We start from the raw sequence: 4255 nt of genomic DNA, 5'->3' as shown, positions 1-4255 counted from the left end.
AGGGTTGTTTTTCTGCTCAAAAAGGTTGACGGTCAACCCTTTTGCGGGTAGAATATCCCTATTGATTAAGCGATGAGGATGCCGCCCGATGAATGCCCCCAAGACCGATGAAATGCAGTTCGCTGGCTTCCAGTCTACGGACGCCGCCAAGGCTCACCGCGCCCAGCACGGCGGCTGGATTTTCGTCTCGGAGCAAGGTGGCTCGACCTGGTTTGCGCCGGCTTTCACCCCGAGCGTCATTTTCTCGCACCACGTCACCAAAGGCCTGTCCGGCAAGCTGATCTGAGGAAGCCAACCATGACCATCAACACCGAAACCGTCTTGAAGATCGCCGGGCTGGCCAGCCTGCCGGTGCCCGAGTTCCGCACCGCGCCGAGCGAGAACGGCCTGGCCTACGCCTGGCGCTGTGAAGCCCTGGGCGTGATCGTCTACGGCAACAGCCAAGACGAAGCGCGAGCCAAGTGGGTGGAGGCCTACGCCGAGGAACGCCGCGCCGGCCTGCTGGCCGCAGCTCGCCACTGGCGCGAGGAAGCCGACCGCAGCACCTTGGAGCCGTTCCAGCGCCTGTGCCGCGCGACGGCCGCCACGCTGGAAATGCAGGCCGAGGACGGCATTGCCCGCTGCGCCTGCTGCTTCCGCCCGTTCTCCGACCGTTCCAAGCACTGAGGCCCCGCCATGACGATCCGCCGCACACGCAGCGCCGAGCAGCGCGCCATCATCGACAAGCTGCACCGCCTCTGCGGGAAGCTGGGCAAGGAGCGCCGCTATCGCGTGGAGTTCGTCTGCCTCGCCCTGATCCACGGGCTTGTGAGCGACGTGACGCACTACACGCTGTGGGACGAGGGCTGGGAAGGCCTGGGCGAACGGCAATGGGATACCTGCTTTGAAATGGGCGACTCCGAGCTGGTCATCGCCGATGTGGTGGAGCGTGCCCGCCGCGAAAACTTCCTTGATGCCGTGCGCGACTACTGCACGGCCCCCGGAGCCTTCGAGCGCTGGCTGAGCTACGCCGACCGCCAGGCCTGCCTGTTCTGAGCTGGAGGCCTGCGATGCGATTCAAGCCCTTCGGCCGCTACGAGTTCAACGACACCGGGCGCAAGCGTGCGGCCTACCGGCGCAAGCTCCAGGCCGAGCGAGACGCCCTGCCGCTGTTCGCCGACCAGGTGGCCGCCGAGCAAACGCCGGTCGATGAGGAAATGGCTGGCCGCCGCGAGTGCTGGGACAGGCGCATGGCCGCAGACCGCCAACACCAAGCCGACAAGTGGCGCGAAGCACGCCGCCGACTGGCCACCTACCCGGAGCCGATCCGCACAGCATTGAAGGCCTATTGGCAGGGCTGCAAGTGGCCTGCCGATCCGACCTATCTGCTGTCGATGCTCCACATGCACGACACCAACCGCCTCGACCTGAGCGGCTACCTCAACTGACCACCAGGAGCGCACCGATGCGATACGCCACCATCGACACGGCCAGCGGCCCGATGTCCCTGGCCATCCCGAACACGACGATGGACGGAGCTGGCTTCTACGTGAGCCACAACGACCACGACACGGCCATCTATGGCTGCGAGACGACTGCCCTTGTCCTGGGCCAGATGGAGCGCTTCTACATCCTCAAGGGCGACCACCGCCGCCAGTACGCCGAGCGCCTAGCGCTGGGCTTCGAGGCCTGTCTGGACTACTACCGCGCCAACCTCGCCGATGCCCATTCCTTCAGTGACAAGACCCCCTAAATGGGGAGCGAAAAAGGGTTGACGGTCAACCCTTTAGCGAGTAGAATAAAGGCATTGATTGAGAGGGAAGACAGACATGCAAACCGCCACCACTCCGACCCGCGCAGCTCGCCGCCTGAAGGCCCACTGCCAGCGCTACAACGCCGGCTTCTATGCCCGCGAGGGTGTCTTGTCCGGTCGCTTCTTCGGTGCCCGCGTGAAGGCCGGCGCGCTGGAGGTGTTCGACGGTGAAGCGTGGCAGACCGCCGACCTGGCCAGCCAGACCTTCGCCGATCACGTCGGCCGCACTGTCTTCCTCTGATCGGAGCCACCGCCATGCAAGCGCAAGCCATCGTCCCGCACGGCCCCGCCTACTACCCCGAAATGGGCGAGCAGGCCCCCGAACGCCTGTTCCACAGCGAATTCAACTTCGCCGGCACCTACAGCCTTTGCTGGAAGCTGGAAGACGACAAGATCGCGCGCGAGCGCCTGCGCGAGTTGCGCATCTTCCCGCGCAAGGTGGAGCACCGCACCCCGGCCGAATGGCTGGAGGCCAAGCGCCTGGGCTGCGACGTGTTCTCCTGCCTCATCACCACGGCCGCGCACCGCAAGCTGCGCGATGCCGATCTGGTGGCCATCCGCACGCTGCTGGACTGATCGACATGGCCAGCTACCAGGACGCCATCCACTGGATCGCCCACAACGATGGAGCCGGCGACACGCCGGCATCCATGAGCTGGGCCGAGGCCTTCGACCAGGTGGACGGCCTCGTGACGGTCTGCCTCGTGGCGGACGTGTTCAACAAAGACCAGGCCACGGTCGCGGCTGACGTGCTGCGCGCCCGTGGCTTCAAGAAGCCTCGCGGCCTTGCCGCCAACCCCGAAAAGTGAGGATGCTATGACGCAGCACTACTACCCGACCGAGCACCAGGGCAAGCCGGCCACCATCATGATGGGCTGGGATCGCCCGCTTCAAGGCTTCTTCATGGTGATCGAGGACGGCCAGAACCGAGGCAAGTACATCTATTCCAACCTCGATGACCCCGAGCTGATCCAGTTCGGCGGCCTGCCGCCGTGCCTTGACCCGTTTCTGGCCAAGCTGGAGGCGCTGGGCTTGAGCGTGCCGGATGTCATGCTGGATGCCATCGAGCTGGACGCCGCGCTCAATGAGGGCAATCGGCGGGTGGAGTACAACCGGGACGGCAGCGTGAAGCCGCAAGAGAACAAGAGCGCGGGCCGCTGACGCGGCCGCACAACGAGACGACAGGGACAAGAACATGAACGACACCACCCACACCCCGGCCGACCAGCAAAGCCGCGTGCGCGCGCTGCTGGACGACGCAGCAGCCCACTACCGCGCCACACTGCGCGAAGCCCCGCGCGCCGTGGCCTACCTGCGCAAGCGCGGCATCACCGGGGCCGGCGCTGCCCGCTACGGCATCGGCTTCGCCGCGCCTGGCTGGCACGAGCTGGACGCCATCCTGGCGCAGCACGACCTGGCGACCATCGAGGCCTCCGGCCTCCAGGTCTTCAAGGACGGCGAGCAGCCGCGCCGCTTCGACCGCTTCCGTGATCGCATCATGTTCCCCATCCGCGACGTGTCCGGGCAGATTCGCGGCTTCGGCGGCCGCATCCTGGTGGAGTCGGACACTGCGCCGAAGTACATGAATTCCCCGGAAGGCCCGACCTTCAAGAAGCGCGAGCTGCTTTATGGGCTCTACGAGGCCCAGGCCGCCATCGAGGCCGAGGACATGGCCCTGGTGGTGGAGGGCTACCTGGACGTGGTTTCGCTCGCCCAGGCCGGTTTCCTGCCCGTGGTCGGCTCGCTGGGCACGGCCTGCACCGCTGACCAGATCGGCGCGCTGCTGACGCGCGCGACCCGCCTGGTGTTCTCGTTCGACGGTGACGCCGCTGGTCGGCGCGCGGCCGCCGCCGCGCTGGCCACCGTGCTGCCGTTCGCCGTGGACGCCAACCGCATCGAATTCCTGTTCCTGCCCGCCGAGCATGACCCGGATTCCTTCGTGCGCGCGCACGGGCTGGACGCCTTCAAGAACGAGCTGGCCAAGGCGGTGCCCCTGGCAAGCTATCTCCAGCAGATCATTTCCGAGGGCTGCAACTTCGAGCACGCCGAGGGCCGCTCGCTCTGCGCTTCGCGCGCTCGCGCCTATTGGGATGCGCTGCCCGATGGCCAGTGCCGTGACGAGCTGGTGGCCTACTGCTGCCGTGTGACCCGCTTCACAGAGGCCGAGCTGCTGGATGTGTGGCGGCTGACCAGGGGCTAAGCTGAGCTGGCTATGGAGCTGAACCCGAAGCACGGCAAGCTGTACTGGTGCCGGTATGGATGGAAGGGCGGCCAGCAGGTGTGCCTGTTCCTGGGCTACAGCGGCGATGGCTATGTGGTCAGGAAGTGGCGTGCCAACTCGGGCCGCTGGACTGATCGCGTGACGATCCGCAAGGCTGATCTGGTCGGCGTGGTGACGGCGAAGGATTGCCGTGCGCTTGAGGTGGATGTCAGCAAGCTCTAACCCCTGGGCGTGCCCCCTGC

Annotated in this window: 11 protein-coding genes; all 11 read left to right on the top strand. The window is 66.1% G+C overall.

Going from position 1 to position 4255, the window contains the following annotated elements; genetic code table 11:
* Positions 1-88: 88 nt before the first annotated feature.
* Entirely contained in the window at positions 89-286 is a 198-nt protein-coding gene (locus AAHM38_RS25200) for a hypothetical protein (protein WP_028228984.1), read from the top strand.
* Positions 287-297: 11 nt separating this feature from the next.
* The gene (locus tag AAHM38_RS25195) at positions 298-666 is read left to right on the top strand and encodes a hypothetical protein (RefSeq protein WP_028228983.1); all 369 of its coding nucleotides are present in this window, start codon (positions 298-300) and stop codon (positions 664-666) included.
* A 9-nt stretch (positions 667-675) separates the two neighbouring features.
* On the top strand, positions 676-1035 hold the full coding sequence (locus AAHM38_RS25190; RefSeq protein WP_052421040.1) for a hypothetical protein: 360 nt from the start codon (positions 676-678) through the stop codon (positions 1033-1035).
* Between the two features lie 14 nt (positions 1036-1049).
* Positions 1050-1427, top strand: coding sequence for a hypothetical protein (locus AAHM38_RS25185; protein ID WP_028228982.1), 378 nt, complete (start codon positions 1050-1052; stop codon positions 1425-1427).
* A 17-nt stretch (positions 1428-1444) separates the two neighbouring features.
* A complete protein-coding gene (locus tag AAHM38_RS25180; RefSeq protein ID WP_028228981.1) occupies positions 1445-1732 on the top strand; it encodes a hypothetical protein in 288 nt (95 codons plus the stop codon).
* 76 nt (positions 1733-1808) lie between these two features.
* The gene (locus AAHM38_RS25175) at positions 1809-2033 is read left to right on the top strand and encodes a hypothetical protein (protein WP_028228980.1); all 225 of its coding nucleotides are present in this window, start codon (positions 1809-1811) and stop codon (positions 2031-2033) included.
* A gap of 14 nt (positions 2034-2047) precedes the next feature.
* On the top strand, positions 2048-2368 hold the full coding sequence (locus tag AAHM38_RS25170; protein ID WP_028228979.1) for a hypothetical protein: 321 nt from the start codon (positions 2048-2050) through the stop codon (positions 2366-2368).
* Between the two features lie 5 nt (positions 2369-2373).
* Positions 2374-2601 carry a hypothetical protein gene (locus AAHM38_RS25165; protein ID WP_028228978.1) on the top strand — a complete coding sequence of 76 codons (228 nt, stop codon included), beginning with the start codon at positions 2374-2376 and terminating at the stop codon, positions 2599-2601.
* A gap of 7 nt (positions 2602-2608) precedes the next feature.
* Positions 2609-2953 (top strand): hypothetical protein, encoded by a 345-nt coding sequence (locus tag AAHM38_RS25160; protein ID WP_042339242.1) that lies wholly within the window; start codon positions 2609-2611, stop codon positions 2951-2953.
* 34 nt (positions 2954-2987) lie between these two features.
* Positions 2988-3992: a toprim domain-containing protein gene (locus tag AAHM38_RS25155; protein WP_052421039.1), complete on the top strand. Its 1005-nt coding sequence runs from the start codon at positions 2988-2990 to the stop codon at positions 3990-3992.
* A gap of 12 nt (positions 3993-4004) precedes the next feature.
* Positions 4005-4235 carry a hypothetical protein gene (locus tag AAHM38_RS25150; protein WP_028228977.1) on the top strand — a complete coding sequence of 77 codons (231 nt, stop codon included), beginning with the start codon at positions 4005-4007 and terminating at the stop codon, positions 4233-4235.
* The last annotated feature ends 20 nt before the right edge of the window (positions 4236-4255 follow it).

The sequence above is a fragment of the Ralstonia sp. OTU4908 genome, assembly GCF_038440115.1.
Lineage (GTDB): Bacteria > Pseudomonadota > Gammaproteobacteria > Burkholderiales > Burkholderiaceae > Ralstonia > Ralstonia pickettii.
Note: the sequence above shows the minus strand (reverse complement) of the source record. Positions and strands in the feature narration are given on the sequence as shown.

Coding starts and splice junctions, on each gene's coding strand:
- AAHM38_RS25200 (WP_028228984.1), top strand. CDS start 89: ATGAATGCCCCCAAGACCGATGAAATGCAGTTCGCTGGCTTCCAGTCT.
- AAHM38_RS25195 (WP_028228983.1), top strand. CDS start 298: ATGACCATCAACACCGAAACCGTCTTGAAGATCGCCGGGCTGGCCAGC.
- AAHM38_RS25190 (WP_052421040.1), top strand. CDS start 676: ATGACGATCCGCCGCACACGCAGCGCCGAGCAGCGCGCCATCATCGAC.
- AAHM38_RS25185 (WP_028228982.1), top strand. CDS start 1,050: ATGCGATTCAAGCCCTTCGGCCGCTACGAGTTCAACGACACCGGGCGC.
- AAHM38_RS25180 (WP_028228981.1), top strand. CDS start 1,445: ATGCGATACGCCACCATCGACACGGCCAGCGGCCCGATGTCCCTGGCC.
- AAHM38_RS25175 (WP_028228980.1), top strand. CDS start 1,809: ATGCAAACCGCCACCACTCCGACCCGCGCAGCTCGCCGCCTGAAGGCC.
- AAHM38_RS25170 (WP_028228979.1), top strand. CDS start 2,048: ATGCAAGCGCAAGCCATCGTCCCGCACGGCCCCGCCTACTACCCCGAA.
- AAHM38_RS25165 (WP_028228978.1), top strand. CDS start 2,374: ATGGCCAGCTACCAGGACGCCATCCACTGGATCGCCCACAACGATGGA.
- AAHM38_RS25160 (WP_042339242.1), top strand. CDS start 2,609: ATGACGCAGCACTACTACCCGACCGAGCACCAGGGCAAGCCGGCCACC.
- AAHM38_RS25155 (WP_052421039.1), top strand. CDS start 2,988: ATGAACGACACCACCCACACCCCGGCCGACCAGCAAAGCCGCGTGCGC.
- AAHM38_RS25150 (WP_028228977.1), top strand. CDS start 4,005: ATGGAGCTGAACCCGAAGCACGGCAAGCTGTACTGGTGCCGGTATGGA.